Annotated in this window: 22 protein-coding genes and 1 tRNA gene; 8 read left to right on the forward strand and 15 right to left on the reverse strand. The window is 64.1% G+C overall.

Annotation, left to right across the window (positions count from 1 at the left end; translation table 11 throughout):
• Positions 1-43: 43 nt before the first annotated feature.
• Entirely contained in the window at positions 44-1,489 is a 1,446-nt protein-coding gene (locus JQ621_RS14700; protein ID WP_212235436.1) for a TAXI family TRAP transporter solute-binding subunit, read from the forward strand.
• A 212-nt stretch (positions 1,490-1,701) separates the two neighbouring features.
• Positions 1,702-3,249: an alkaline phosphatase D family protein gene (locus JQ621_RS14705; RefSeq protein WP_212235437.1), complete on the forward strand. Its 1,548-nt coding sequence runs from the start codon at positions 1,702-1,704 to the stop codon at positions 3,247-3,249.
• A 13-nt stretch (positions 3,250-3,262) separates the two neighbouring features.
• On the opposite strand, the gene JQ621_RS14710 is transcribed toward JQ621_RS14705, so the two are convergent.
• Positions 3,263-3,646, reverse strand: a complete 384-nt coding sequence (locus JQ621_RS14710; RefSeq protein ID WP_212235438.1) for a response regulator — start codon at positions 3,644-3,646, stop codon at positions 3,263-3,265.
• Positions 3,647-3,834: 188 nt separating this feature from the next.
• On the opposite strand from JQ621_RS14710, the gene JQ621_RS14715 reads away from it, so the two are divergent.
• The 3 genes from JQ621_RS14715 to JQ621_RS14725 all read left to right on the forward strand — a co-directional run bounded on the left by JQ621_RS14715 (position 3,835) and on the right by JQ621_RS14725 (position 8,128).
• Complete coding sequence (locus JQ621_RS14715) at positions 3,835-4,611, forward strand: Crp/Fnr family transcriptional regulator (protein ID WP_212235439.1); 777 nt, start codon at positions 3,835-3,837, stop codon at positions 4,609-4,611.
• A gap of 273 nt (positions 4,612-4,884) precedes the next feature.
• On the forward strand, positions 4,885-6,711 hold the full coding sequence (typA, locus tag JQ621_RS14720; RefSeq protein WP_212235440.1) for a translational GTPase TypA: 1,827 nt from the start codon (positions 4,885-4,887) through the stop codon (positions 6,709-6,711).
• A 175-nt stretch (positions 6,712-6,886) separates the two neighbouring features.
• A complete protein-coding gene (locus JQ621_RS14725) occupies positions 6,887-8,128 on the forward strand; it encodes a flavin monoamine oxidase family protein (protein WP_212235441.1) in 1,242 nt (413 codons plus the stop codon).
• A 173-nt stretch (positions 8,129-8,301) separates the two neighbouring features.
• Here JQ621_RS14725 and JQ621_RS14730 read toward each other — a convergent pair whose 3' ends face one another.
• Genes JQ621_RS14730 through JQ621_RS14745 form a run of 4 tightly spaced genes read right to left on the reverse strand, consistent with a single transcriptional unit; the run spans position 8,302 to position 11,391 of the window.
• Positions 8,302-8,709, reverse strand: coding sequence for a thiol-disulfide oxidoreductase DCC family protein (locus JQ621_RS14730; RefSeq protein WP_212235442.1), 408 nt, complete (start codon positions 8,707-8,709; stop codon positions 8,302-8,304).
• Positions 8,709-10,028, reverse strand: a complete 1,320-nt coding sequence (locus tag JQ621_RS14735; protein WP_212235443.1) for an SDR family oxidoreductase — start codon at positions 10,026-10,028, stop codon at positions 8,709-8,711. Before JQ621_RS14735 ends, JQ621_RS14730 begins: the two co-directional genes overlap by 1 nt.
• 8 nt (positions 10,029-10,036) lie before the next feature.
• A complete protein-coding gene (locus JQ621_RS14740) occupies positions 10,037-10,504 on the reverse strand; it encodes a DUF2269 family protein (protein ID WP_212235444.1) in 468 nt (155 codons plus the stop codon).
• A complete protein-coding gene (locus JQ621_RS14745) occupies positions 10,501-11,391 on the reverse strand; it encodes a dienelactone hydrolase family protein (protein WP_212235445.1) in 891 nt (296 codons plus the stop codon). The genes JQ621_RS14740 and JQ621_RS14745 overlap by 4 nt, the downstream gene beginning before the upstream one ends.
• A gap of 266 nt (positions 11,392-11,657) precedes the next feature.
• Between JQ621_RS14745 and JQ621_RS14750 the strand changes: the two genes are divergently transcribed.
• On the forward strand, positions 11,658-12,167 hold the full coding sequence (locus tag JQ621_RS14750) for a GNAT family N-acetyltransferase (RefSeq protein WP_212235446.1): 510 nt from the start codon (positions 11,658-11,660) through the stop codon (positions 12,165-12,167).
• A gap of 195 nt (positions 12,168-12,362) precedes the next feature.
• Positions 12,363-12,899 carry an inorganic diphosphatase gene (gene ppa / locus JQ621_RS14755; RefSeq protein WP_212235447.1) on the forward strand — a complete coding sequence of 179 codons (537 nt, stop codon included), beginning with the start codon at positions 12,363-12,365 and terminating at the stop codon, positions 12,897-12,899.
• A gap of 56 nt (positions 12,900-12,955) precedes the next feature.
• On the opposite strand, the gene folD is transcribed toward ppa, so the two are convergent.
• The 3 genes from folD to JQ621_RS14770 all read right to left on the reverse strand — a co-directional run bounded on the left by folD (position 12,956) and on the right by JQ621_RS14770 (position 14,572).
• Positions 12,956-13,840: a bifunctional methylenetetrahydrofolate dehydrogenase/methenyltetrahydrofolate cyclohydrolase FolD gene (gene folD, locus JQ621_RS14760; RefSeq protein WP_212235448.1), complete on the reverse strand. Its 885-nt coding sequence runs from the start codon at positions 13,838-13,840 to the stop codon at positions 12,956-12,958.
• A 111-nt stretch (positions 13,841-13,951) separates the two neighbouring features.
• Entirely contained in the window at positions 13,952-14,275 is a 324-nt protein-coding gene (locus tag JQ621_RS14765; RefSeq protein WP_212235449.1) for a DUF167 domain-containing protein, read from the reverse strand.
• A gap of 6 nt (positions 14,276-14,281) precedes the next feature.
• Positions 14,282-14,572: a YggT family protein gene (locus JQ621_RS14770; protein WP_194465407.1), complete on the reverse strand. Its 291-nt coding sequence runs from the start codon at positions 14,570-14,572 to the stop codon at positions 14,282-14,284.
• A 184-nt stretch (positions 14,573-14,756) separates the two neighbouring features.
• Here JQ621_RS14770 and JQ621_RS14775 point away from each other — a divergent pair.
• Positions 14,757-14,832 (forward strand) — tRNA-Ala (locus JQ621_RS14775).
• 116 nt (positions 14,833-14,948) lie between these two features.
• On the opposite strand, the gene JQ621_RS14780 is transcribed toward JQ621_RS14775, so the two are convergent.
• From JQ621_RS14780 to JQ621_RS14810, 7 genes are all read right to left on the reverse strand, one after another.
• Positions 14,949-15,761, reverse strand: coding sequence for an enoyl-CoA hydratase (locus JQ621_RS14780; protein ID WP_212235450.1), 813 nt, complete (start codon positions 15,759-15,761; stop codon positions 14,949-14,951).
• A gap of 135 nt (positions 15,762-15,896) precedes the next feature.
• Entirely contained in the window at positions 15,897-16,691 is a 795-nt protein-coding gene (locus tag JQ621_RS14785; protein ID WP_212235451.1) for a glutamine amidotransferase, read from the reverse strand.
• A gap of 139 nt (positions 16,692-16,830) precedes the next feature.
• Entirely contained in the window at positions 16,831-17,610 is a 780-nt protein-coding gene (locus JQ621_RS14790) for an SDR family NAD(P)-dependent oxidoreductase (protein WP_212235452.1), read from the reverse strand.
• Between the two features lie 230 nt (positions 17,611-17,840).
• Positions 17,841-18,329 carry a tellurite resistance TerB family protein gene (locus JQ621_RS14795; RefSeq protein WP_212235453.1) on the reverse strand — a complete coding sequence of 163 codons (489 nt, stop codon included), beginning with the start codon at positions 18,327-18,329 and terminating at the stop codon, positions 17,841-17,843.
• Positions 18,330-18,652: 323 nt separating this feature from the next.
• Positions 18,653-20,062 carry an adenylate/guanylate cyclase domain-containing protein gene (locus JQ621_RS14800; protein WP_212235454.1) on the reverse strand — a complete coding sequence of 470 codons (1,410 nt, stop codon included), beginning with the start codon at positions 20,060-20,062 and terminating at the stop codon, positions 18,653-18,655.
• 50 nt (positions 20,063-20,112) lie between these two features.
• Positions 20,113-21,480, reverse strand: a complete 1,368-nt coding sequence (locus JQ621_RS14805; RefSeq protein WP_212235455.1) for a cytochrome P450 — start codon at positions 21,478-21,480, stop codon at positions 20,113-20,115.
• Positions 21,481-21,531: 51 nt separating this feature from the next.
• A complete protein-coding gene (locus JQ621_RS14810) occupies positions 21,532-22,902 on the reverse strand; it encodes a hydrolase (RefSeq protein WP_212235456.1) in 1,371 nt (456 codons plus the stop codon).
• Positions 22,903-23,001 lie beyond the last annotated feature (99 nt).

A 23,001-nucleotide genomic window follows, 5' to 3' on the forward strand; every position in this document is an offset into this window, starting at 1 on the left:
ACAAGAAATTTGCTACACTTGCGGGCGTAAATCGCCGGCCAAGATGAAACTGAGCCTGAAGCGCCTGTTCGGGAGATCGATGACCGGGGAACCCCACCTGGCCGAGATGCCCTCTCCGCCTTCGCCGCGATCCGCGGCGCGGAAGACGGCGCTCGTGTCGCTGGCGCTGGTGCTCGCGATCGTCGGCGCGCTGGTCGGCGGCTATTATTTCGCAATGCGGCCGGTGACCCTGAAGATCGCGGTCGGTCCGGCCAACAGCGACGATGTCAAAGTGGTGCAGACGCTGACGCAGGCTTTCGCGCAAAGCAAAGGCTTCGTGCGGCTGCGTCCGATCCCGACCGACGGCGCCACCGCAAGCGCGGACCTGCTCGCCGAAGGCAAGGCTGATCTTGCCATCGTGCGCGGCGATCTCGACGTGCCCAAGAACGCGCAAGCCGTCGCGACGCTGCGCAAGAACGTCGTGGTGCTGTGGTCTGTGCCCGGCAAGGGCAAGAAGAAGGGCGCGAAGATCACCAAGATCTCGCAACTCGCCGGCCGTCGCGTCGGCGTGGTCGGCCGTACGCAAGCCAACGTCAATCTGCTCAAGGTGATCCTGCAGCAATACGGCGTCGATCCCGCAAAGGTCGAGATCGTGCAATTCCCGGCAAGCGAAGTCGCCGAGGCGATCAAGGCCCAGAAGGCCGACGTGTATCTCGCGGCCGGCCCCGTCAACAGCAAGATCACGGCGGATGCAATCGCTGCCTCCGCCAAGGATGGCGGCTCGCCGACTTTCCTCGCGATCGATTCGGCGGACGCCATCGCACAGAACCACCCGATCTATGAAGCCGCGGAAATACCCGCCGGCACCTATGGCGGCTCGCCCGATCGCCCGGAGGATGAGGTCAAGACCATCAGCTTCTCGCACCACATCGTGGCGCGGAAGGGGCTGTCGGAGACCACGGTTGCGGCCTTCACCCGGCAACTCTTCGCGGTCCGGCAGCAATTGCTGACCGATTTTCCGCAAGCGGCGAAAATCGAGACGCCCGACACCGACAAGGACGCGGTGATCCCGGTGCATCCGGGCGCGGCCGCCTTCGTTGACGGCGAGGAGAAGACCTTCCTCGACAAATACAGCGATTACATCTGGTGGAGCCTGATGGCGCTGTCGGCCACCGGTTCGCTCGGCGCATGGTTCGCGGGCTACCTGAAAAAGGACGAGCGCGACAACAACAGCCATCTGCGCGAGCGCCTGCTCGACATGCTCACCGCCGCGCGCAAGAGCGAGACAGCCGACGAACTCGACCAGATGCAGGCCGAGGCCGACGAGATCCTCCGCGACACGCTGCGCTGCTTCGATCACGGCGCCATCGAGGAAGGCGCATTGACCGCTTTCAACATCGTGCTCGACCAATTCCACGCCGCGATCGCCGACCGCAAGGCGGTGCTGTTCAGCCTGCCCCAGAACCTGCAACGCACCGGCGCGCAATTCCGGGCTGCGGGCAACGCCTGAACACTTGCGCGCGTAATTGCCGCGTCACATTGTCTCAATATAGCGTCTAATTGTCATTCCGGGGCGCGCAAAGCGCGAACCCGGAATCTCGAGATTCCGGGTCTGGTCCTCAGGGTCGCTTCGCGATCCCTTCGGACCATCCCGGAATGACAGCGCAGGATGCGCACGAGATAGCCAGTGCGCACGAGATAGCCAGCCAGCGAGCCATCGCCATGAAGATCAAATTCTCCCGCCGTCGTTTCCTCACCACCGGCGCCAGCGCGCTTGGCGCGATCGCAATGCCGCATCTGTCGCGCGCGGCCGACCGGCCCGCGGTGACCCATGGGGTGCAGTCCGGCGACGTCACCGTTGACGGCGGCGTGGTCTGGGCGCGCACCGACCGGCCCGCGCAGATGCTGGTCGAGGTGGCAACGACTGACACCTTCAAGGACGCCCGCAAGCTGCCGCCGATCGCGGCGCTGCCGGAGAGCGACTTCACCGCGAAGATGCTGGTGGACAATCTCCCCGGCGGACAGGACATCTTCTACCGCGTCCGCTTCCGCGATCTCTCGCACACCGCCGTCGAAGGCGAGCCGGTGGTCGGCCGCTTCCGCACCGCGCCGGCCGACCGCCGCGACGTCAGCTTCGTCTGGGGCGGCGACGTCGCAGGACAAGGCTGGGGCATCAACCCAGATGACGGCGGCATGTTCACCTTCTCGGCGATGCGCAAGCACCGTCCGGACTTCTTCCTGCATTCCGGCGACACCATCTATGCCGACGGCCTGATCCCCTCCGAGGTCAAGCTCGCCGACGGCAAGACCTGGAAGAACGTCACCATCCCCGAGAAGGCCAAGGTCGCCGAGACGCTGGACGAGTTCCGAGCCGCGCACAAATACAATTTCACCGACGACAATGTCCGCGCCTTCAATGCCGAGGTGCCGATCTTCGTGCAGTGGGACGACCACGAGGTGACCAACAACTGGTCGCTGTCGAAGGATCTGCCGGCGGCCTACAAGGTGCGTGACATCTCGCTGCTCGCGGCCCGCGCCGGCCGCGCCTTCCACGAGATGTATCCGATGCGCGAAAGCATCGTCGAACCCGGCCGGGTCTATCGCAAGATCTCCTACGGTCCGCATCTCGACGTGTTCGTGCTCGACGAGCGCAGTTATCGCGGCCCGAACGGCGCCAATCTCGAGACCGAGTACGGCCCGGCCAGCTACTTCCTCGGGCCCGAGCAGATGGCCTGGCTGAAGCGCGGCCTGCTCAATTCGCGCGCGACCTGGAAGGTGATCGCCTCCGACATGCCGCTCAGCATCCTCGTGTACGACGATGCGCCGAACAAGAAGGGGTCGGAAGCGTTCGCGCAGGGCGACGGCCCGCCGCGCGGTCGCGAGCTCGAGATCGCCGACCTCCTGCGCTTCATCAAGATGGCGCCGATCAGAAATACGGTGTGGCTGACCGCCGACGTGCACTACACTGCAGCGAACTATTACAATCCCGACAAGGCGCAATTCCAGGAGTTCGAGCCGTTCTGGGAATTCGTGTCGGGTCCGCTGCATGCGGGAACGTTCGGCCCCGGCGAGATGGACAACACGTTTGGCCCCGAGGTGCGCTTCGTCAAGGCGCCGGGCCTCGACAAGCAGAACCTGCCGCCGTCAGCGGGAATGCAGTTCTTCGGTCACGTCAAGATCGACGGTGCTTCGGGCCAGATGACGGTGACGCTGCGCGACCGCGCGGACGTCGCGTTGTGGTCGACCACGCTCGATCCGAAATTCGCCTGACGCCGATACGTCGTCACGCGCCGCGCGCCTGCAAAGCTGCCTCCAGCGCATCGCTGGAGCACGGCTTTTGCAGCCGCGGCCGTGCGGAAAATTGCGCGGGAATACTGGTCTCGGCGCCGTAGCCGGTGACGAAGACGAACGGAATATTCAGCGCCGCAAGGCGCTCGGCGATCGCAAAGCTCTTCTCGCGGATCAATTCGACATCGAGCAGCGCGAAGTCGGGCGCGCGTGCCGTGATCGCTTGCAGGGCTCGCGCCACCGAACCCACGGTGCGCACGCGCTTGACGCCAAAGCCGAGCAGACGATCCTCGAAATCGATCGCAATGATCGGATCGTCCTCGACGATCAGAACATCGACGGGGATGCCGGCCGAGCCGTCCGGGGAGGCAGGTATCATGATCCTGGCTGCTATCGAGGGCTGCATGTTTTTCCGATCTGGACAGCCTCATGCCGACGCCTGCGCCCAGCGCATCGGAGGGTTCCCGGAACGAAACTCACCACAGAACAGTTTTGACGTCTGTCCACATGTGCACACAGCCCGTGGACGGAACTCGTTAATGTCGAGAGGAGGACGGGGAGTTTGCGATGGATGCGCGTATCAGCAAGACAGGCGAAATCGAGAGCCGTCCTGCCAACAATCTGTTGCGACGACTGAACGCGGCGGACTTTGCGTTGCTGGCGCCGCATCTTGCGTTTGACGAGGTCGGCGCGAACCATCTGCTCTACAGCCCCGGCGACGATGTGCAGGTCGTGCACTTTCCCTGCGGACCATCGCTCGCGACCTTCCTCGTCCCCAATGAAGACGGCCGCGACGTCGAGACCATTCTGGTCGGCCGCGAAGGCGCGGTCGGCGGCATCGTCAGCGAGGGATTTCTGCCGGCCTACACCCGCATCTGCGTGAAATTCGGCGGGCCCTTTGCGCGCATTCACGTCGGCAAGCTGGATGCGGCCAAGGCGCGCTCGGCCTCGCTGCGCAACATCTTCGCCCGCTACGCCGACTGCATGCTGGCGCAGATTTTCCAGTCGACCGCCTGCAACGCCATCCACTCGATCGAGCAGCGCACGGCCAAATGGATCCTTGCAGCGATGGAGCGGACCGGCGACGAAAGCAGCGTGCCGCTGACGCATGAGCAGCTCGCCACCTTGCTCGGGGTGGGGCGCAGCTATGCCAGCCGCGTGCTGCAGTCGTTCAAGGCCGAAGGTGTGCTCGACACACGGCGCGGCGCAATCCTGGTCCGCAACCATGACGGCCTGCGGCTGCGCGCCTGCCTCTGCAACGACGCCGTCAAGATGCACTTCGAGGAAGTGCTGCGCGGGGTCTATCCGACCGAGGAGCCCGGCCACGGCTCCGCGCAGGGCTAGCCGGGCCCTGTTTGGCCCCGGAGTCCCCGCAAGTCCCGGGGTTTCCCGGGCAAAATTCGGTCAACCAACCCAGAAAGAACGCATTGTTTTTTGGCGTTTTTTGCCTATATTGCGGCGCAAACGCACAGGATGCCCGGTCGATCTCGCCGGGCTTCCTTTTTTGGGTGTAACAGGCCCCGTTTTCCACGTTTCAGCGTTGTTCCCGCGAAGAGGTCCCGGCTTGACCGGCGAGATCGCGCTTAACCCATTGTCCGACCGCAAAGAAGCTCACTCATGAACCTCCGTAACGTCGCCATCATCGCCCACGTCGACCATGGCAAGACGACCCTCGTCGACAAGCTCCTCCAGCAATCAGGCACGTTCCGCGAGAACCAGAAGGTGACCGATCGCGCCATGGATTCCAACGATCTGGAGCGCGAGCGCGGCATCACCATTCTGGCCAAGGCGGCCTCGGTGCAGTGGAAGGACACCCGCATCAACATCGTCGACACCCCCGGCCACGCCGATTTCGGCGGTGAGGTCGAGCGCATCCTCAACATGGTGGACGGCGCGCTGGTGCTGGTCGACGCCGCCGAAGGCCCGCTGCCGCAGACCAAATTCGTCGTCTCCAAGGCGCTCAAGGTCGGCCTCAAGCCGATCGTCGTCATCAACAAGGTCGACCGCCCCGACGCGCGCCCGACCGAAGTCATCAACGAAGTGTTCGACCTGTTCGCGGCGCTCGACGCCAGCGAGGAGCAGCTCGACTTCCCGATCCTGTACGGATCGGCCAAGCAGGGCTGGATGGCCGAGAGCCCTGAGGGTCCGCAGGACAAGGGCATGGAGCCGCTGTTCGACCTGATCCTGCGGCACGTCGCCCCGCCGACGGTCGAGGAAGGTCCGTTCAGGATGATCGGCACCATCCTCGAGGCCAATCCCTATCTCGGCCGCATCATCACCGGCCGCATCTCGTCCGGCGTGCTCAAGCCGAACCAGCAGGTCAAGGTGCTGCATGCCGACGGCAAGCTGGTCGAGACCGGGCGCATCACCAAGATCCTGGCGTTCCGCGGTCTCGAGCGCACCCCGCTCGAGGAAGCCGAAGCCGGCGACATCGTCGCCATTGCGGGCCTGACCAAGGGCACCGTCGCCGACACCTTCTGCGATCCGTCCGTCGAGGTGCCGCTGCCGGCCCAGCCGATTGATCCGCCGACCGTGTCGATGTCGTTCATCGTCAACAACTCCCCGCTCGCCGGCACCGAAGGCGACAAGGTGACGAGCCGCATGATCCGCGATCGTCTGCTGCGTGAAGCCGAGGGCAACGTCGCGCTGCGCGTCGTCGAAGCCGCCGACAAGGATGCGATGGAAGTCTCCGGCCGCGGCGAATTGCAGCTCGCAATCCTGATCGAGACCATGCGCCGCGAGGGTTTCGAGCTCTCGGTGTCGCGCCCCCGCGTCGTGTTCCAGAAGGACGAAGCCACCGGCGGCGCCATGGAGCCGATCGAGGAGGTCGTGATCGACGTCGACGAGGAGCATTCCGGCGTCGTCGTGCAGAAGATGAGCGAACGCAAGTCCGAGCTGGTCGAGATGAAGCCGTCAGGCGGCAACCGCCTGCGGCTGGTGTTCTACGCGCCGACCCGCGGCCTGATCGGCTACCAGGGCGAATTGCTCACCGACACCCGCGGCACCGCGATCATGAACCGCCTGTTCCACGGCTATGCCCCGTACAAAGGCGAGATCCAGGGCCGGCGCAACGGCGTGCTGATCTCCAACGACCAGGGCGAAGCGGTGGCCTACGCCATGTTCAAGCTGGAAGACCGCGGCCCGATGATGATCGAGCCCGGCTGGAAGGTCTACAAGGGCATGATCGTCGGCGAGCACACCCGCGACAACGATCTCGAGATCAACGTGCTCAAGGGCAAGCAGCTCACCAACATCCGCACGACCTCGAAGGACGAAGCCGTGCGTCTGACCCCGCCGATCCGCATGACGCTGGAAAAGGCGCTCGCCTATATCGAGGACGACGAGCTCGTCGAGGTCACCCCGAAGTCGATCCGCCTGCGCAAGAAGCACCTCGACCCGAACGAGCGCAAGCGCGCGGAAAAGTCCAAGGAAGCGGTGGCGTAAGCCGGCGCCCTCAACGACTGTCATGCCCCGGCTCGACCGGGGCATCCAGTACGCCGCGGCCTTTCGGTTCAATCACGGCCGCCTCTGGAATACTGGATCGCCCGATCAAGTCGGGCGATGACAGATTTCTTTGCGGTGGCTTCAGCACACCCCGCGAACGTGCTAGAGCCCGGCCATGGGCTCCTTCCCCGCATCCGTCGACGTCGCCATCATCGGTGCCGGAGCGGCCGGCCTCGGCGCGGCGCATGCGCTGCATGGCACCGGCCTCTCCGTGATCGTGCTCGAAGCGCGCAACCGGCTCGGCGGCCGCGCCTGGACGGTGCAAGCCTCGCCCGAAATCACCTTCGACGTCGGCTGCGGCTGGCTGCATTCCGCCGACAGGAACTCCTTCGTTCCCATTGCAAATGCGCTCGGTTTCGAGCTCAACAAGGATCTGCCGCCCTGGCGCGAGCGCGCCTATGGCAATGCGTTTCCGCAGGAGCTGCGCGACGATTTCATGCGCGCGATGGAGACGTTCTACGAGCGGCTCTGGCAGGCCGCGCAGAAGGGCAAGGACGAGCCCGCAAGCCGGAGCCTCGAGCCCGGCAATCGCTGGAATGCGATGATCGACGCGATCTCGACCTACATCAACGGCTGCGAACTCGAGGACATGTCGACGCTCGACTGGGATGCCTATGAGGACAGCGAGCTCAACTGGCGCGTCCGCCGCGGCTATGGCGCGCTGATCGCGGCCTATGGCGCGCTCTGTCCCGTTGCGCTCAACTGCAACGTCACACTGATCGACCATTCCGATGTGCGCATCCGCATCGAGACATCACAGGGCACGCTGACCGCGGACAAGGTGATCGTCACCGTGCCGACCAATCTGATCGCCGATGAGGTGATCCGCTTCTCACCGCCGCTTCCGGCCAAGGTGGATGCCGCGGCCGGCCTGCCGCTCGGCGTCGACGACAAGGTGACGCTGGCACTCGACGGCGCCGAAGCCTTCCCGAAGGAAGCAAACCTCCGCGGCGCCACGATGCGCACCGAGATGGGCACCTACCACATCCGCCCGTTCGGCCAGCCCTGCATCGAAGGTTTCTTCGGCGGCAGCTTTGCCCGCCAATTGGAAGACGCCGGCGACGGCGCCATCGCCGCGCACAGCATCGACGAGATCGCCGGCTTCCTCGGCAGCGACATCCGCCGCAAGCTGAAGCCGCTCTACGAGTCGCGCTGGGCGCGTGACCCGTTGGCGCGGGGGTCCTATTCGCATGCGCTGCCGGGGCATTCCGGAGATCGCGCGGTGCTGGCCGCGCCGGTGGATGGACGGCTGTTCTTCGCAGGCGAAGCGACGTCACCGAATTTCTTCACGACGGCGCATGGCGCGCGGGATAGTGGCGAGCGGGCGGCGAAGGAAGTGCTGGCCACAAAGCGCTAGCCTATCTCCAGTGTCGTCCCGGCGAAGGCCGGGACCCGCGTGATCCCTCGAAAAACCGCGGTCGCTGTACCGCGGATTGATTTTTAACTGCTAGCCTTCGCCAAATTCCGGCCTGTGGTTATGGGTCCCGGCCTTCGCCGGGACGACACCGATTTTGTGGCGCTACTGTCCAACTACTCAATCACCCGCGCCCGCAAATCGGCATCCGGTACGAAGCACGCATCATACTTGCCGAAGATACGATAGCGGTTGTGCGCGATGAGGCTGTAGACCGCATTTCGCAGCGGTTTTGGCACGGCGAACAGCGCGCGCGTCCAGGTCCAGCCCGGCAAATGCGACAGAACGGTCAACGCAGCATCAGACTTCAGGAATGCCTCGCGACCGTGGACGACTGCGTTTGTGTCGGGATCATCAGGGTCGATGCCAAATCTCCGAGCCAATCGCGTCCCGTACTCCGACTGGATCGGCGTGAAGCGAAACCGCTTCGCTATGTCGCGCTTGGCGACGAAGCGCACCCAGCGCGAGCAGAAGATGCAGACGCCGTCGTACAGGATCACGTCATCGTCGGGCCATTCGGGCATCAGCGATTATCCAACATGAGCAACGCCACCAGCATCAGCACGATCGCCGGTCCTGTCTTCACCAGCGCGCCGAGCGGCTCGATCCAGAGGTCGGGTGTCAGGATCGCCGCACCGAACATATAGCCGAGCGAGGCAAGGATGCCTGCAACCAGGCCGAACGCGGCCGTGCGGCGGAAGGCGATCAGCACGCCGATGCTCATGTCCATCAGACTGGTTCCGATGGTGACGGGATCGACCAGCGCGGGCGGGAAGTTGTGCGCGCTCAGGATACCGGCGGCGGCGTGGTAGGACACGAACAGCGCGATGCAGCCCGAGACGAGCCAGAACACGACCAGGCTGGCAAAGACCAGCGCCTTGACCAGGAACAGCCGCGCGAACCATTTGTCCTGGATGGTGGCGGGATGGCGTCCGATCGCATCCGTCAGCGTCTTGGGCACGATGCCCGTGGTGGCGATCCATGCGGTGGGATCTCCGATGACGCCGCGGCGCAGCTCGGCGATCGCCGTGGAGCGCATCGGCGGCATCCAGCCAAGGTAATTGGCGAGATCGCCGATCCTGGCACCGAGATCAAGCATCAGAGCCGGCATCGCGATGCGCGGCCATCCGGCCGTGCCGAAGGCAAGGCGAAACTGCTTGATGACGCCGGCCATCGTGACCGTCCCGGATTGCATCAGGTCCCAGCTCACCGCCTTGACCGAAGCATCGTCGATGTCGCGCGCGGCGAGCCAGGCGATGGTCGCGGCGATATCCTCGACGACGACAGGCTGGAACGGCGTCGCCATCTCCCTGGCAGGAAGATCCAGCGGGAAGGCAGCCAGCGCACGCAGCATCGCGCTGCCGCCATAGGCCGACGGCGCGACCACGAAGCCGGGCCGCAGGATGGCATGGGGAATGCCTGAAGCCGAGATCAGCCGCTCGGCCTCGCGCTTGGTCGTTGCGAACGCGGTGCGATCGTCGTCAGCCGTTCCGGGGATCGAAATGTGCACCAGCCGGATCGCACGGCCGCTGCCGGCGATGGCTTGAAGCAGGCGCGCCACGACATCGCGATGCACCGCATTGGTGTCGCTGCCGGGGCCATCCTGGAGCACGCCGAGGCAGTTCACGACGATATCGACCGCATGCTCGTCCAGCAGGCGTGTCAGCGCGGCCGCATCGAGGATGAGGATCGGCAACTCGATATCGAGCGTACTCATCTTCTGCGAAGCCGACAGGCTGCGCGCGAGACCGACCACGCGAAAGCCGCGTATGCGCAGATCGTCGGTGACGAAGCGGCCGATCAGGCCGGAAGCGCCGAGCACCAGAATGGTTTGCCGGGTCATCGCGTCCTTCAAAATGGTTTTGCGATCATCAGCCAGAGGATCAGCATCGTTGCGCCGAAGCCGGGGAAACCGAATGCAAACCAGCGACGGAACAGGGTGAAGTAACGCTCCGGCAGCGTCGCTTGCTGCTCGGCGGCGTTGCGCGCGAGATCGCGCATCTCGATCTGCATGAAGACGACGGGAATCCAGAACAGGCCGGCGATGGCATAGAGCGCGAGTGAGGCGAGGATCCAGCGCTCCGTGATCGACGTGGCCGAAAGCGTCATCAGCAGGCCGCCTGTGACGGGCTGCAGGATCACCGCCGACAGCGTGAAAATCGCATCCGCAACCACCACGACCGACGCCGTACGCGCGATGAACCTCGCATCGTCGGTGCGATGCGCCATCAGCATGAAGAAGGCGATGCCGGTTCCGGTGCCGAGAATCACGATGGCGCCGAGCACATGCAGATATTTGACCAGGAAATACAGCGTCATGGCTTCTTCGCCGCCACAGGCTTCAGCGCGCGATCAATCTCGCTGCCGGCGGCTCTGACGCCGGATTCCGTCTCGATCAACCAATGCCCCTCGCTGCCGACGGCAGGGAGCGCACGAAAATCGTCCTTGCCGCCGCCGCTGCGAAACGCATCCGCCAGGGCTTTCGAGAACGCCGGAGCAAAATAGCTATCATTGGCTGCAACCAGCGATGTCACGGGAATGCGCGCTGCCTTGCCGAACTCGGCTGCGGCCGCCAGAAGCGTGTGCGGTGCGCAGATCTTGTTCGGCTCGTCATTGGCGTGACCGCCGCGCCCCGGCGCAAACGCAATGATCGTAGCGATCGTCTTTGGATCGGAATTGGCTAGCGCCAGCGCGCCCCAACCTCCGGCGGAATGACCAATCACGACCGCGGCATCCGCGCGAATGAAATCCTGCTTTCGCAGATATTCCAGCGCAAGCGAAATTTCCTCCGCTGTCGCGCGGCCTGCGCGTGCGTAGTCCGCTTCGTCGCAGCCGCCTTGATCCTCGACATAGTAGCCACCGGTCGCGCCATGGCCAAGCCGCTCCGGCACCAGCACGGCAAAGCCGCGCGCGACGAGAAACGCGGCGAGTGCGCGATATTCCGGCTGCGGCATTTGCGCGCGACGCAGCACGTTCTGCGTCGAGGCATGCGCGATCACGGCGAGCCGGAACGGACCGGCACCAGCGGGGCGAAACAACAGCGCGCGCGCGGCAATATCGGTATCCGGCGACGGCACGCGCCATTCCTGCCGGCGGAGCGGCTGGCCTTCGGCACCCGATGCGCCAAGCGTGACCTCGGCGCACAGAGGCTGTGCCGCGAGCACGGACAGCGGTGCGAGAAGGGCAAGGGTCTTGAGGAGCCGCATGAATTGCCGAGAGCGAACACGGAGAGCGTGGCCAGACTAGTCGGAACGAATCACTCTGGGCGGACTTTTTGCGCTGTCATGGTGGGTTCATTCGTTGCGCTGGCGAAGTTTTGCACCGGCGCACGGCACAATGCTGCCGGTTGAAATGGCGTCTTGTCTTTTTTCGGTACACCATGGTTAAAATACTGATGCAGAAAGTCCACAGGTTAACCGATAATTAACGATAGGTCTTGCCGCCGGCGCGGCGACTTGGTTTGATCGCGTCCATGAGCACAACCCTGATCGAGGTCCGGCCGGCCAAAGCTGCAGATGCAACTGCGGTGGCGTCCACGCATGACGAAGCCTGGCGCTCCGCTTATCAGGGCATCATTCCGGGCGCCGAGCTGGAGAAGCTGATCAACCGCCGCGGTCCGCAGTGGTGGGACAGCGCGATCCGCAAGGGCAGCCGCGTCAGCGTGCTCGTGTTCGGCGACAAGATCGCGGGCTACGCCAATTACGGCCGCAACCGTGCCCGCAGCCTGCATTTCGACGGCGAGATCTACGAGCTTTATCTGCGCCCCGAGTTTCAGGGTCTCGGCTTCGGCCGCCGGCTGTTCGCCGCCGCCCGCCGCGACCTCATGCAGAGCAATCTGAAGAGCATAGTTGTGTGGGCGCTTTCGGACAACGATCCGGCGACCGAGTTCTACCGTGCCCTGGGCGGCCGCATGGTGGCGCGTTCCTCGGAGCGTTTCGGGCCGAAGTCGCTCGACAAGGTCGCCTTCGCCTGGACCAACTGAGGTTCGGACCAATCAAGCTGCTGAAACCTGACGGCAGCGCTCCCCTTCCGCCGATACCGCTCGCTTTTTGCGCCGGTGATCGCCGGATTCATTATTTCACAAAAACGCGATGGATCGGCGGCCCAAGCCCGCGTATGACAGCGCCAAAATCGCTGCCGGTCGAAAACTAAAGTCGGCCATAACGGAGCCTATTTCATGCGTATCGATGCGGTCTCGATCGGGAAAAACGTCCCCCACGACGTCAACGTCATCATTGAAGTCCCCGTGGGTGGTGAGCCGATCAAATACGAGATGGACAAGGAGGCCGGCACGCTCGTGGTCGATCGCTTCCTGTACACGCCGATGCGCTACCCCGGTAACTACGGCTTCATCCCGCACACTCTGTCCGATGACGGCGACCCCTGCGACGTGCTGATCATCAACACCCGCGCCATCATCCCCGGCGCCGTCATGAGCGTGCGCCCGGTCGGCGTGCTGTTCATGGAAGACGAAGCCGGCGGCGACGAGAAAATTCTCGCGGTGCCGTCATCGAAGCTGACGCAGCGCTACGACAAGGTGAAGTCGTATTCCGATCTGCCCGAGATCACGTTGCAGCAGATCCAGCACTTCTTCGAGCACTACAAGGATCTCGAGAAGGGCAAGTGGGTGAAGATCACGCGCTGGGGTGGCCCCGAGGAAGCGCAGAAGCTGATCCTCGAAGGCATCGAGCGCGAGAAGAAAAAGAAGGCGTAGGTTTTCCTACCCCGGGCACGGCCTGCTCCCTCGTCCCGCTTGCGGGGCGAGGTGAACTACACAGCCGGCTTCGGCAGACCCGCGATCGCGCAGGCGGCGCGCAGCGTGTTCACCAGCAGGCAGGCGACGGTCATCTGGCCGACGCCTCCGGGCACCGGCGTCACGGCGCCGGCAACGCCGAGCGCTTCCTGATAGGCGACATCGCCGACGAGGCGGGTCTTGCCGTCGGCCTTGGGAATGCGGTTGATGCCGACATCGATCACGGTGGCACCCGGCTTCAGCCAATCGCCGCGCACCATCTCGGGCCTGCCGACCGCGGCATAGACGAGATCGGCCTGCTTCACGATTGCAGGCAGGTCGCGCGAGCGCGAATGGGCGATGGTCACCGTGGCGTTCTCGTTCAGCAGCAATTGCACCAGCGGGCGGCCGACCAGATTGGAGCGGCCGATGACGACGGCGTTCATGCCTTCGAGCGACGGGTGCACGCTCTTGGTCAGGATGATGCAGCCGAGCGGCGTACAGGGCGACAGCGCCTCGAAGCCGCCGGCAAGCCGGCCGGCATTGTTCGGATGAAGGCCGTCGACATCCTTGGCGGGATCGATCGCGTTGATGACGGCCTCGGTGTTCAGGCCCTTCGGCAGCGGCAATTGCACGAGAATGCCGTGCACGGCGGGATCGCGGTTGAGCCTCGCGACCACTGCCAGCAGGTCGGCCTGCGAGACGTCCGCAGGCAGCTTGTGCTCGAACGAGGCCATGCCTGCGGCCTGCGTTTGCGTATGCTTGGAGCGGACATAGACCTCGCTGGCGGGATCGTTGCCGACCAGGACCACGGCAAGACCCGGCACCAGATCGTGCTCGCGCTTGACGCGGGCGACTTCGTCGGCGACGCGGGCGCGAAGGTCTGCAGCGATGACTTTTCCATCGATGATCTTGGCCGTCATGTCAGCTCCCCAAAAGCATGATCCGGAAAAGTGCGAAGCGGTTTTCCGGAAAGATCATGCGCAAACAACAAGCTAAAGCGCGATGACGATTCATCCAAATTTCATTGCGCTTTAGTCCTTCGATTTGACCGATGCGATCTCGCGCAGCGCCCGAGAAAGGCCTGCCGGATCGCCGTCGACGGCGACCTGCTTCAACCGTGACGTCGCTCCCGACAGGAGGCTGACGCTGGCCTTGGGTACGCCCAGCGATTTCGCCAGCAGCGCCAGAACCGCGCGATTGGCCTCGCCACCATCGGCGATGGCCCGCACGCGCACCTTCAACACGCTGCGCCCGTCGGAAAGCTGCTCGATCCCGTCGATGCCGTCACGTCCTCCGCGCGGCGTTACCCGAAGCGCGATGCTGACGCCCGTGGAGGAGTTACGCCAGGGTTCCATATGTCCCTATGGAACGTAGGGTAAGACGTATCCTTCCAAGTACAATTCGATCAGCAGCAGCAGGAAGAAGACGATGATCGGCGAGATGTCCAAACCACCAAAAGAGGGCAGACGTCGCCGGATCGGGGCCAGGACTGGCTCCGTTATGCGATACAGAAATTCAGCGACTGCCGCGACAAACTGGTTGCGCGTATTGACGACGTTGAACGCAATCAACCAGGAGAAGATCGCCGCAACGATCAGTATATATCTGTAAAGGCTGATGATTTGAATCAGCACAAAGACGATAGGCTTCATGAAGTGGGCTCGTCTCCGAGGGAGCTGCGTGTCGCTTTCGCTAGATATCGGTTCCCCCCGGTCCAAACAAGGGAAGTCGGTGCCGGGATGGCTAAAACCCCGTTACACCCGTCCTTGACTTGACCTTGGCGGGGACTTAAATGGCGCCCGGTTGTCGGCCGCGTTGACCAGAGCGGCCAGCAAAGGGGCCATAGCTCAGCTGGGAGAGCGCGTCGTTCGCAATGACGAGGTCGGCGGTTCGATCCCGCCTGGCTCCACCACGCTTCGCCCTTCGGGCTACGCGTGGCGCAGCCATGCAAGAGCCCGAAGGGTGAAGCGTGGTGTCCGGCGAAGCCCAAAGGGCGAAGACGGACTGTCTCCCAGTTTGCAGCTCCCCCTACTTCCCCGTAAACCGCGGCGGCCGCTTCTCCATGAAGCTCGCAACCCCCTCCCGGAAATCGCTTCCGTTCAACGCCACCATCATCTCCCTGTTGGCCTCGATCGTAGCCTCGGCCAGCGTCTGGAACGGCACCTCATAGAGCTGCCGCTTGATCACGGCCATTGCGCTTGGCGACACGAAGTCGGCGAGATCGCGGGCATAGGCGTAAGTCTCTTCGCGCAGTCTGTCCGGCGAGCAGAGACGGTTCACCAGCCCGATCCGCAATGCCTCATTGCTCGAAACGCGGCGCGCCGAGAGCAACAGATCCATCGCATTGGCGTGGCCGACGATGCGCGGCAGCATCCAGCTGATGCCATGCTCGGCGATCAGGCCCCGCCGCGCGAAGGCCGTCGTGAACACGGTATTGTCCGCAGCAAAGCGCAGATCGCAATAGAGCGCATGCACGAGGCCGATGCCGGCCGTCGCGCCATTGAGCATCGCGATCACAGGCTTGCCGATCGAGGGATAGAAACCATAGCGCGTCTGCCAGTCGGGCCGGCGATTCATGTCGAATGGCGGCAGGTTCGTGGCGCGCCTCACGTCGCTGGGATCGAGCCCTTTCAGCGCATCCATGTCGGCGCCGGCGCAGAAGGCGCGGCCGGCGCCCGTGAGCACGATGACGCGGACATTGTCGTCGGCGTTCGAGGCCTCCATCGCGTGGCGCACGTCGCGCTCCATGGTGGGCGTCCATGCATTCATGCGATCGGGGCGATTGAGCGTGACGGTCGCGATCTTGTCGCTCACCTCGTAGAGAATGTGTTCGTAGGCCATCGCGCTCTCCCTTTGCCGGCACGCGTTCGCGCGCACTCGTTGGCATCGAGTCTAGCATAGTCGGGGATGGAGCAAGGACTTGCGCCAAGTGCCTGGGCCAAGTATCTGCGCCAAAGAGCAGCGCGAAGTCGCGATCTACTCGGCGGCTTGCGCCAGCAGCGGCCGGCGCGCCAGCCAGCCGTCGATGAAATGATCCAGCCAGGCGCGTTCCGCGGCATCATGGACGGCACGGTCCGCGAAATGATGATGCCGCTCGCGCGCGCCGGGCGCGCTGAGGCCGTCATAACCGCGCGTGGTCCAGCAATGCATCATCGCGTAGGTCACGTCAGGATGAAACTGCACGCCGAAGGCATTGCCGGTGCGGAACGCCTGGTTCGGGAAATCGTCGCCTTCCGCCAGCAATTCGGCGCCATCAGGCAGCTCAAATCCTTCGCGATGCCAGTGGTAGACCTGCGCCGGCCAGTCCGGGCAAAGCGTGTGGCCCGCGGCTGTCGGGCGGATCGGGTAATAGCCGATCTGGGTCAGCGCCTCCGGATGCGGCGCGACACGCGCGCCGAGCTGCCGTGCCAGCATCTGTGCACCGAGGCAGATACCGAGGAACGGACGCTGTTCGCGCAGCGGAATTTCGATCCAGTCGATCTCGCGGCGGATGTAATCGTCCGAATCATTGGCGCTCATCGGACCGCCGAACACAACGGCGCCGGCATGCTGGTCGAGCGTATCAGGCAGTGGATCGCCGAAGCGCGGCCTGCGGATGTCGAGGCGATGGCCGAGCGCGCGCAGCGCATTGCCGATGCGGCCGGGCGTCGACGACTCCTGGTGCAGGACGATCAGAACCGGGCGCCCTGTTTCGGAGGCGGTCGCGCTCGCCGTCCTTCTGGGGAAGGGCACCAATTCTGCGCCACCAAACCTGTTCGTCCGGAACGACATGGCCTTTTCGAGTGCTATCGGTTCAAGCCGCCAGCATAGCTAAGCGAAGGTTAACATCGTGTGAGTTTGCGCACACACGCCGATACTCCTGCTTGATGCGGAAGCAAGCTCCGGGCCACTACGGTTCATCGGAACGGCTCTAGTGCCGCTGCCGCTGGAACCGGCTGGTGGCGGACAAGATGAAGCCGCGCGGGAAGAAGCGAAGCGCGAACGGCACAATCTTGATGCCGAGGCCCGGCAGCACTGCCCGTTTGTTCGCCATCAGGCCACGATAAGCCTGCCGCGCAACGTCGGCGGCAGGGACGTTGAGAATCGCCGTATCGTGCCCATCGCCAACGCCGGCGCGTCCCTGGAATTCGGTTTGCACCGGCCCCGGGCACAGGACCGTGACGCGCACGCCGCGCGGCGCGAGCTCCGCCCGCAACGCTTCGGTGAGCGAAATTACATAGGCCTTCGACGCGTAGTATACGGCCATGCCGGGCCCCGGCAGGAAGCCCGCGACCGAGCCGACATTCAGAAGGCCGCCCTTGTTCCTGATGAGCTGGTCGGCAAAACGCAGCGACAAATCAGTCAGCGCGCGAACATTGACGTCGACGATGCCGACCTGTTCGCCGCGGTCGCGCTCGACCGCATCGCCGAACACACCGAAGCCGGCATTGTTGACGAGATTGTCGAGCTCGACCTGTTCGGCCGCGAGGGCGGCGGCGATTCGCTCGCCCGCATCCGGTTGCTGCAGATCGCAGACGATCACGATCGGCTTCTTGTCGCAGATTCCGGCGAGCTCGTTCGCGAGCGCCTCGAGCCGGTCCGCGCGCCGCGCCGTCAGCGCGAGCCGGTGCCCATTGGCGGCAAACACGCGCGCCAGCTCGGCGCCGATGCCCGCCGAAGCGCCGGTGATCAAAGTTACCCGCTCATTCACGATCGCAGTCTCTTGAATTTGAACTTTTTTGGCCCCGAAACAGCGGAACAGGAGCATAGGCCGTGCGCGGCAGGCAAGCGGCGCAGGCAGCATGGCTTCCTGAGCGGGCAGCAGGGAAAGCAGGAAACCACTGGAACTACAGGGGAATTCGGAATCCGAGGGAAGCGGCGCTACATTAAAGTTTCGTCATGTGACCCGCACAACCATAAAGAATGCGAGCAAGGCGCATCTCAGCCGCCGACAGCGCCATCCCTGACCTGATCGCCGGCACGGTCGGCGACGGCATGCTTCAGGTCGATCCGGTCGCGCTGGGAAATCCCGAGCAGGTCGGAGGCACGCCAGACCACGTTGTCCTCGAACTCGGTGACCTGACCGTCGGCATAGACCAGCTCCCACATCATCTGGACGATGCGCTTGCGGCCCTCTTCGTCCAGCGAGCGCATGATGACGCTGGTGAAGTGATAGAGGTCGACCGCCTCGCCTTCGACCTGGGTCGCATCCGCAATCAGCCGGTCGGCCGTGCCCCGATCGAGCTTGAAATGGCTTTCGATCAGATTGTGCAGCTTGCTCTGCTCGGCCTGTGTCGGCCGGCCGTCGAGCGAAACCACGTGGATCAGCAGTGCGGTTGCCGCAAGCCGGTAGTCGCTGTCGCCGAAGGCACGGTCCTGGGCATGAGGAGCAACAATGTCGGCGATGAATTGGCGCAGCCCGTCGAGCATGAGGTCCTACCGAAATCGATGAAGCCGCGGGGAAGCGCAGCCGTTACCAGCCTTATATGAGCGGGAAACTCAACCGGCGCAACGTGCGTCAGTTCCGCGCGCTGCATTACGTTTCGGCAATCTGGTCACTCCGTCATGGCCGGGCTTGTCCCGGCCATCCACGCATCGCCGCAGTGAAAGACGTGGATGCCCGGGTAAAGCCCGGGCATGACGATGGAGGATGTGGCGCACATCTGCCGCCAGATCGTCATTGCGAGCCACCTGGGCCGCGCTTCACACGAGCTCCTCGCAATGCCGGAGCGTGTGGTGGCCGTCGCCGTCCCTCACGGTATCTCGTACACCACCATCTTGTCGGCGATGCCGCGCAGCGCCGCCTGCTTCTGGATCGGCTTGATCTCGCGCTGCTGAAGAATCTCGGCCACCGCCGGCGCGTCCAGCACCGGACCGGTGATGTGGATCTCCTGCGCGGTCGACAAGCTCTGCACGCGCGCGGCGATGTTGACGGTCTGGCCGAAATAATCCTGCCGCTCGTTGAGCATCACCGCGAGGCACGGGCCTTCATGGATGCCGATCTTGACGATGAGATCATCGGTGCCGCGCTGCCTGTTGAGCGCGTCCATCGCCGCGCGCATCCGCAGGCCCGCGACGATCGCATGCTCGGGCCGGATGAAGGTCGCCATCACGGCATCGCCGATTGTCTTCACCACCGCGCCCTTCTCCGAGGAGATGATCTCGAGCAGCGCGTGAAAGTGTGCACGCACGAGATCGAAGGCCGCGAGATCGCCGACACGCTCATAAAGCGCGGTCGAGCCCTTCAGATCCGTGAACAGGAAGGTCAGCGAGGTGATCTGCAGCCGCTGGTCGAGGCTGAGATTGTCCGCCTTGAAGACGTCGCGGAAGGTCTGGTTCGACAACATGCGCTTGGCGGTGAGGAACGGCTTGCGCCGGCCGATCAGATGATGAAGCGCCTCGGCCGCGATAAACACCGACGGCAACACGCGCACGCCCGCCTGGTTCTCCAGCGACAGCCGCAGCGGCCCCGGCCGCATCGTCGTGGTTCCCGTCGGCGCCTGCACCTTGTTGTACATGATGGCGAGCTGCTGGCGGTCCTTGGTCGGCTCGCCCTGGACATCGATGAAGTGGGCGGCGTGCGTCACCGGCTCGAAGATGATGATGAAGTCGCTCGGGAGTTGCAGCGACATCGTTGCCTTCTCTCCCGCCGGCAGCTCCATCGTATCCAGTGTCACTTCATCGGCCAGCGTGGCAAACGATTCCTTGTTGAAGTCGACGCCGGAACTCCAGAATATCTGCTTGAAATATTCCCACACCGGAAGCGTGTTGGGATCGTGGGCGGCGATCCGCCGGACGCGCGAATTCACGGTGAAGGAGACCTCGACCTGGTCGTCGACGGAAGCCTTGTAGCCGCAGGCGCAGAGCGCGCAGTGATAATCGTCCGGCTTGAGCGCCTTTAGCGTCGTATGGGCCCCCAGCACACCGCCGCAGCCGGGACACAGCACGTTCCAGCCGAGATCGAACAACCCGAGCCGAGCCGCATGCAGGAAGGCGGAGATCGCGTGCTCTTCGTCGACGCCATGCAGCTTGGCGAAGTCGAGGACATTGACGCGATTGAGTTCGTGATCCTCTCCGGTTTCGATCAGAGAGGCGATCGCATCGACCACCTTCGCGTCGGCGGTCTGCTTCAAAACGGAAAACTGGGCCTGGATGTCGCTCATGGAGCGCCTCTATTTGGGGTGGATCGCGCTGGCGGCCAGGCGATGGCCTGTCACCGGCGCGTGATACGGAACATGGGTGAGTGGTCCGGCTGGGTCGTGACGACACCATACGGAATGACCGGCGTCGTGTCCGCGAGCTCGACGCGGAACGCGCCGATAAGTCTCGCCAGCGCCAACACGGACTCGGCCTGTGCGAACGGCGCGCCGATGCAGACGCGCGGGCCCGCCCCGAACGGCAGATAGGCGAAGCGGTCCGGCTGCTCTTTCGCCATGAAGCGTTTCGGAATGAAGGCGTTCGGCTGATCCCACAATTTCTCGTGACGGTGCAGCAGCCACGGCGCGATCATGATGATGTCGCCCTTGCTGACCTCAACTCCGGCCACAATGTCCTTGTCGCGCGCGGCCCGGGCGACGAGGAAGGCCGGCGGATACAGCCGCATGGTCTCGTCGACCACCGCACGGGTGAATTTCTGTCGGTCGATGTCGGCCATGCTGTCGAGATGCTCGCCGCGCGTCTCGGAGGCAACCTCTTCCTGCGTGGCAGGATCGAGCGCAAGGAGATAGAGCGCCCAGAACAATGCGGTTGCGGTGGTCTCGTGACCCGCCAGGATCATGGTCGCGACCTCGTCAACGAGCTGCTCGTCGGAAAAACCCTTGCCTGTCTCGGGGTCCCGTGCCTCGTCCATCAGATCGAACAGATCGCGCGGCGGCGCGCCGTCCTTCTTGCCCGCCGCACGCCGTTCGGCGATCAGCATCGCGACAAACTCGGTCCAGCGCTTGCGGAAACGGGCGCGCGCACGATCCACCGGCGTCGGCCACGAGACCGGCAGCACCATGTCGAGGAAGTAGGCGCGACCGAGCCGCTCGCCATATTCCATGATGAAGTTGCGCAAGGTCGAGCCGTGCCGATCCATCCCGAACGAGAACATCGTGCGCCCTGCGATCTCCAGTGTCATGCGCTGCATGACGTCGCGCAGATCGATCGGCTCACCGGTTCGCGTATCCAGCTTTGCGATGGTCTCGTCCAGCACCGCCGTCATGTGCGGCACGAGATTGACGGTCGCACGCGGCGTGAACGCGGGCGACAGCGTGCGCCGTTGAAACGTCCAGGCGTGACCTTCGGCGAGCAGGAGACCTTCGCCGAGCACCGGTTGCAGCATGCGAATGCCCGCCGGCGTCCGCGTGTAGTTCTGGTAGTTGCTGACCAGGACGTGCCGGATCGCGTCCGGCTGGTTCAGGATCAAGCTCTTGTGCAGGAAGAAGCGGCCCTGGATGACCTCTTCCTCGTAGGCGCGCTGGCCCCAGGTGGCGATCATGTTCTGCTTGATGACCGCTAGCCGGGCAAAGAACGACATATTGTCAGGCGCGCGCGGCGGGGTCGGTGGGATGATGGGCCGACGCACGCTGGCGATGTTCATGGCTCTCTCCCGCAGATTCTCATCGCAGCAAGGGCTTGCGCACTCGATTAGCTAGTAAGTCAGCTCGGCAACCGCAATCCTGTTCTCGGAGGCCGGCCAGGCGCGCGCCACAATTCGTTCTTCGTTGAACTGGGCCACGATGCTGCGCCCGACTTCGCCGGCCGGAAGGCGCAGGGTCGCTGTCGCATCCGTTGGCACGCCCGGATGGACGTCGGCGGGCTCCCGGCCGTCGAACAGGACCGTGTCCCGCGGCAGACCGAAATAGCCGCGCGGGCGCGACATGATCACGACTGCACCGGCATCCTTTTCCGCGGGAGCGAAAGGGCGCGCCGCACGCAGATGCACGACTGCGGATGAGCGCGGGAAGGGCGAGCGGTAGAAGTGCGTCGTCGGGGCATCCGGCGAGGTCAGGACGATTTCGAGCGGCGAGGTGGGGTCGACCTCGGCCGCCCCCCAACGACCGTCGGCACCCGTCTTCGAGCGAAACACCACGTCGCCCCGACGTTCCGCGCTCTCAGGGTCGACATGATGGATCTCCACCGTTGCGCCGGCCACGGGGCGATTGGTCGGCACACCATCCGCCGAGCCCGTGACCAGTCCACTGAGGCGAACCGTCCGCTCCGGCGTGATCGCGATGCGCGCGGGCTCACGCCCGGCGATGAATTTGTAGATCTCGCGGAAGGCCCGTGGGTGATACGCCGTTTCGCGATGGTCGATTGTGCCGAGCACGAGATTGGTCGCGCCCTTCAGCTCCGGCCCCTCAGCGGTGACATTGGTCGGCACGCCCGGCCTGCCGATGAAGCGGCCTTCGGGCTGCGCATATTTGTCCATGCCGTCGCTGCGCAAAGTGAGGAAGGCTGTGCCCGGCGTCACCTCGCTGTCGCCCTCGTTCAAGCCGCGCAGGAAGGTCCCGCGTCCATTGAACTCGCTGCCGAGCTGATCATCGAGCGCAAACACGCCATGATTGGGGGTGCCACACAGCACCGCGTGGCTGACGTCACCGGCACCGCCGTGCTTGATGACATTGCGAATGGAATTGCCGCCGCGCGAATTGCCCACCAGAGCCACGCGTGCCGCACCGGTGCTGCGCTTCAGTTCGGCGATGGCCGCGGCGAGCTCGCGGCGCTGTTCCTCGGTCGAGGACCGGTTGGCCTGCTCGACGGTATCGTCGCTGCGTGCACTGGGATTTGTGAAATTGATCGCCATCATGCGGTCACGCGCGATGCCATTGGATTCCATCCGCCACAACGTCGTCATCCAGAGCGCGTCGTAATCGCCATTGCCGTGGACGAACAGGATCGGCGGCACCTCGGAACTGCCGGCCGCGGACGAATTTTGCGCCAGTGCCCCCATCCGCAAGCTCGCAACCGCGAAAGGCAGGCTACCTGCACCTTGCAGGATTGTGCGTCGTGACAGCTTCATCTGATCCTCCCCGGTAAAACCAAGTCTTTGTTAAAACCATGTCTTTGCACCGCTTATAGCGGCCTAACCACTGGACAGCGAAGGACTTTCGCGGGCATC

The organism is Bradyrhizobium manausense (assembly GCF_018129685.1).
In the GTDB taxonomy this organism is placed as follows: domain Bacteria; phylum Pseudomonadota; class Alphaproteobacteria; order Rhizobiales; family Xanthobacteraceae; genus Bradyrhizobium; species Bradyrhizobium manausense_D.

Coding starts and splice junctions, on each gene's coding strand:
- JQ621_RS14700 (WP_212235436.1), top strand. CDS start 44: ATGAAACTGAGCCTGAAGCGCCTGTTCGGGAGATCGATGACCGGGGAA.
- JQ621_RS14705 (WP_212235437.1), top strand. CDS start 1,702: ATGAAGATCAAATTCTCCCGCCGTCGTTTCCTCACCACCGGCGCCAGC.
- JQ621_RS14710 (WP_212235438.1), bottom strand. CDS start 3,646: ATGATACCTGCCTCCCCGGACGGCTCGGCCGGCATCCCCGTCGATGTT.
- JQ621_RS14715 (WP_212235439.1), top strand. CDS start 3,835: ATGGATGCGCGTATCAGCAAGACAGGCGAAATCGAGAGCCGTCCTGCC.
- typA (WP_212235440.1), top strand. CDS start 4,885: ATGAACCTCCGTAACGTCGCCATCATCGCCCACGTCGACCATGGCAAG.
- JQ621_RS14725 (WP_212235441.1), top strand. CDS start 6,887: ATGGGCTCCTTCCCCGCATCCGTCGACGTCGCCATCATCGGTGCCGGA.
- JQ621_RS14730 (WP_212235442.1), bottom strand. CDS start 8,709: ATGCCCGAATGGCCCGACGATGACGTGATCCTGTACGACGGCGTCTGC.
- JQ621_RS14735 (WP_212235443.1), bottom strand. CDS start 10,028: ATGACCCGGCAAACCATTCTGGTGCTCGGCGCTTCCGGCCTGATCGGC.
- JQ621_RS14740 (WP_212235444.1), bottom strand. CDS start 10,504: ATGACGCTGTATTTCCTGGTCAAATATCTGCATGTGCTCGGCGCCATC.
- JQ621_RS14745 (WP_212235445.1), bottom strand. CDS start 11,391: ATGCGGCTCCTCAAGACCCTTGCCCTTCTCGCACCGCTGTCCGTGCTC.
- JQ621_RS14750 (WP_212235446.1), top strand. CDS start 11,658: ATGAGCACAACCCTGATCGAGGTCCGGCCGGCCAAAGCTGCAGATGCA.
- ppa (WP_212235447.1), top strand. CDS start 12,363: ATGCGTATCGATGCGGTCTCGATCGGGAAAAACGTCCCCCACGACGTC.
- folD (WP_212235448.1), bottom strand. CDS start 13,840: ATGACGGCCAAGATCATCGATGGAAAAGTCATCGCTGCAGACCTTCGC.
- JQ621_RS14765 (WP_212235449.1), bottom strand. CDS start 14,275: ATGGAACCCTGGCGTAACTCCTCCACGGGCGTCAGCATCGCGCTTCGG.
- JQ621_RS14770 (WP_194465407.1), bottom strand. CDS start 14,572: ATGAAGCCTATCGTCTTTGTGCTGATTCAAATCATCAGCCTTTACAGA.
- JQ621_RS14780 (WP_212235450.1), bottom strand. CDS start 15,761: ATGGCCTACGAACACATTCTCTACGAGGTGAGCGACAAGATCGCGACC.
- JQ621_RS14785 (WP_212235451.1), bottom strand. CDS start 16,691: ATGTCGTTCCGGACGAACAGGTTTGGTGGCGCAGAATTGGTGCCCTTC.
- JQ621_RS14795 (WP_212235453.1), bottom strand. CDS start 18,329: ATGCTCGACGGGCTGCGCCAATTCATCGCCGACATTGTTGCTCCTCAT.
- JQ621_RS14800 (WP_212235454.1), bottom strand. CDS start 20,062: ATGAGCGACATCCAGGCCCAGTTTTCCGTTTTGAAGCAGACCGCCGAC.
- JQ621_RS14805 (WP_212235455.1), bottom strand. CDS start 21,480: ATGAACATCGCCAGCGTGCGTCGGCCCATCATCCCACCGACCCCGCCG.
- JQ621_RS14810 (WP_212235456.1), bottom strand. CDS start 22,902: ATGAAGCTGTCACGACGCACAATCCTGCAAGGTGCAGGTAGCCTGCCT.